At 59.1% G+C, this 3,262-nt stretch carries 1 protein-coding gene and 4 pseudogenes; 1 reads left to right on the top strand and 4 read right to left on the bottom strand.

The window, feature by feature from the left end; all coding sequences use genetic code 11:
- Positions 1-220: 220 nt before the first annotated feature.
- A pseudogene (locus BMI01S_RS36485) lies at positions 221-535 on the bottom strand (transposase); the annotation flags it as partial.
- A 482-nt stretch (positions 536-1,017) separates the two neighbouring features.
- On the opposite strand from BMI01S_RS36485, the pseudogene BMI01S_RS40285 reads away from it, so the two are divergent.
- A pseudogene (locus BMI01S_RS40285) lies at positions 1,018-1,209 on the top strand (IS256 family transposase); the annotation flags it as partial.
- 58 nt (positions 1,210-1,267) lie between these two features.
- Here BMI01S_RS40285 and panC read toward each other — a convergent pair.
- From panC to BMI01S_RS40280, 3 genes and pseudogenes are all read right to left on the bottom strand, one after another.
- Positions 1,268-2,104 carry a pantoate--beta-alanine ligase gene (panC, locus tag BMI01S_RS36475; protein WP_028215690.1) on the bottom strand — a complete coding sequence of 279 codons (837 nt, stop codon included), beginning with the start codon at positions 2,102-2,104 and terminating at the stop codon, positions 1,268-1,270.
- A 35-nt stretch (positions 2,105-2,139) separates the two neighbouring features.
- Positions 2,140-2,687: pseudogene (locus BMI01S_RS36470) on the bottom strand (4Fe-4S dicluster domain-containing protein); the annotation flags it as partial.
- A pseudogene (locus tag BMI01S_RS40280) lies at positions 2,687-2,980 on the bottom strand (IS3 family transposase); the annotation flags it as partial. The pseudogenes BMI01S_RS36470 and BMI01S_RS40280, both read right to left, overlap by 1 nt.
- Between the last annotated feature and the right edge of the window lie 282 nt (positions 2,981-3,262).

Below are 3,262 nucleotides of genomic sequence, written 5' to 3'. Positions count from 1 at the left end.
CTCACCCGTCGCCGGATGAACCTTCTCACGAAGAGTACATTTTCCCCGAAGCTTCATACCCGACCGTTACCAGTCGCGCATGTCCGGGTAGACAACTGCTGGTCGCACAGCAGGTCACGACTGCGTCAACAAATACGTGACGCGCGTGACAAGACCGCAATGAGCTTTCCCATCCCATGCAACATACTACTCAACGACGCGTGAGGGACGGAACACGTGTCGCACCCGCCTGTGCGAAATACGCTGATGCCTTGCGCAGGATTTCATTAACCTGGCGCAGTTCACGGTTCTCCCGCTCCAGTTCCTTGAGCCGATCCTGCTCCTGCGTGCTTGTGCCCGGGCGCAAACCCCGATTCCGCTCTTCCTTGCGTACCCAGCTACGCAGCGTCTCGCCCGAGCAGCCAAACTTCGCTGCGATCGACGCGATTACCTTCCATTGCGAGTCACGGTCGCCTTGATGTTCCAGCACCATTCGCACAGCCCGCTCACGAACTTCCGGCGAGTACCGTGGGGACTTCTTCTTGGTATTTTCCATAGCTCCATTTTCTCAAGAAGTGGAGCCTCCGGAAAACCCGGCGCGGTTCAGACACCTGGGCCATCCATCTGCTGGACCTGCAGGCACAGGGCCTCGATCCTGAACACACGATCGCCGATGCGGGAACCGGTCTGCGTGCCGGGCAAAAAATGGCCTGGCCCGATACGCCGTGTCACGGCGACGTGTTCCACATCATCCAGCAGGGTAAATCACTGGCGACGCTCTGGCATCGTGTCGCCAGTGGCGCTCGCACCGGGCGCGAGCAGCTCGAAGCGCGTCTGGCCAATCCCCGCCGACGTGGTGAGGATAGCCTCCTCGAAGCCGCGCTGGAAACGCTTCGGCGCAATGAAGCCCATGCGCACGAGCTGGCTGCCGACCCGCGCACCCTGGTTCAGTGGCTCGAACGTGACATCCTGTCACTGGCTGGGCCGGACCTCGCGACGCGTCAACGGCTGTTCGATTTCGTGGTTGCCGAACTGCAGCAACGTGAAGCACGGGAGGTGAAGCGCTATCGCGATGCCGAGATGGCGGTGCGCTGGGGGGCCGCCGGCTTCCTGGAAGCCGAGAAGAATTTCCGCAAAATCCTCGGCGTGAGCGAGCTCTGGGTTCTCGCCACCGCGTTGAAGCGTCCGCCTTCGAAATCGAACATTGACCATGATCGAAAGGTCGCCTAACCTATGCCGCACCCGCCGTCCCAACCTTCAACGGTCTTTGGGACATTGCCTCGGCACTTCAAATCTCGAGGTTATCAATAAGGCGTGTGCTGCCGAGACGCGCTGCTGCTAGCACAACGAGCTTTTGCTCGACGACTTCCGGCTCCGTTGGAGAGCGTAAGTCGGCCTGTTTTCGGACCGAGATGTAATCGGGCTTCCAGCCCCGATCGACGAGCGTTGAGAATGCGCGCCGCTCGATTCGCCGAATATCTTGTCGCCCGCCCAGGATATCCTCGCGCACGCTGTTGAGGAGCCGATGCAGCGTGGGCGCCTCCACCCGTTGCTCGGGCGTCAGAAAGCGATTGCGCGATGACAGCGCCAGTCCATCGATGTCGCGGATGGTTTCGCCGGCTATGACATCCGTGGGCATGGCGAACTGCTTACACATTTCTCGAACTATCATCAGTTGCTGGTAGTCCTTTTTTCCAAACACCATCACGCGCGGCTGCGCGCATAACAGCAGCTTCATTACGACCGTGCAAACACCTTGAAAGAAACCAGGCCGGAATTCACCCTCCAGCATGTCGCCAAGGCCGCCAGGAGGCTGGACACGATACTCTTGCGCCTGCGGAAAGAGGTCCCGCTCCGTCGGGGCAAAGACAACGTACACATTCTCCTTCTGAAGTTTCTCCAGGTCCGCCTCGAGGGTTCTCGGATAACGTTCGAAATCTTCGCCTACTCCAAACTGCAGCGGATTCACGAAAATGCTGGTGACGACCGGATCGCCATGCTGCCGTGCGAGCCTGATAAGCGAAAGATGCCCTGCATGCAGATTGCCCATGGTCGGCACGAAGGCCGTGCGGTTTTGTCCGCTCAACTGAGCTTTCAACTCCTCGATAGACCGAATCAGTTTCATACTAGAACTTGCCCCTTAGATTCACCTGGCACTGCTCAAGTGTTCGGATAATTCGGACCGCCACCGCCTTCGGACGTGACCCACACGATGTTCTGCGTCGGGTCCTTGATGTCACAGGTCTTGCAGTGCACGCAGTTCTGCGCGTTGATCTGCAGGCGGTCGCTGCCATCGTCGTTCTTCACGAACTCGTACACCGCGGCCGGGCAGAAGCGCGCTTCCGGGCCCGCGTAGGTGCGCAGGTTCACGTTCACGGGTACGCTCGCATCCTTGAGCGTCAAGTGCGCGGGCTGGTTCTCTTCGTGGTTCGTGTTCGAAATGAACACCGACGAGAGCCGGTCGAACGTGAGCTTGCCGTCGGGTTTCGGGTACTCGATCGGTTTGCACTGCGACGCAGGCTTGAGCATTTCATGGTCGCGATGCTGGTGATGCGGCGTCCACGGCACGTTGCCGCCCAGCAGCTTCTGCTCGATGCCCACCATCAGCGTGCCCATGTACAGGCCCTTGCTCATCCACTGCTTGAAGTTGCGCGCCTTGCCTTGTACAGCTCCGTGTAGAGCCACGACTGCCTGAACGCTTCCGGTTCAACGTCGAGTGCAGACGACCATGATTGTAGAAGCTCAGCCAATCAAGTACCTCGTCCATCGCCTCGCGACGCGTCGCAAAGCGCCGGCCGTGAATGCGCGCCTGCTTGAGTGAGCGATCCCCACAGGCTCTCGGTCGGCGAATTGTCCCAGCAATTGGCCTTTCTGCTCATCGAGCCATCGAGCAACGCATTCCGTAGCCCTTGAGCAGCGCCTGGAATTCGTCGCTGCAATATTGGCTCCCACGGTCGCTGTGCAGGATCAGGCCGGCTTCGGGGCGACGGCGGAACCACGCCGGTTACCCATTGCTCAATCCCCCGTCACTGAAGTTTTACACACTCTCAGTAACGGATACGTTTTTCGAGGGCAAGGTCAAACGTGTCCGCACGTTCGCAATGGTCAATGCAGTTTACGTACCAGCTACGAAAAACCCGACACAACATATTAAATCGTTGAGTGACTGTCCTGAATGTGCGGATCACGACATCGCGTGTTGGCAAACGGACGGGTGCACGCGCATTGCCGAAAGCGAAACACTTCGCCGGGGGGGCTGTTCTCAGCATTGACGGGCGTGGTT

Source organism: Paraburkholderia mimosarum LMG 23256 = NBRC 106338, from assembly GCF_000739815.1.
In the GTDB taxonomy this organism is placed as follows: domain Bacteria; phylum Pseudomonadota; class Gammaproteobacteria; order Burkholderiales; family Burkholderiaceae; genus Paraburkholderia; species Paraburkholderia mimosarum.
Note: the sequence above shows the minus strand (reverse complement) of the source record. Positions and strands in the feature narration are given on the sequence as shown.

What these genes read in the sequence shown, in the direction of transcription:
- panC (WP_028215690.1), bottom strand. Translation starts at nt 2,104, where the DNA reads ATGAAACTGATTCGGTCTATCGAGGAGTTGAAAGCTCAGTTGAGCGGA.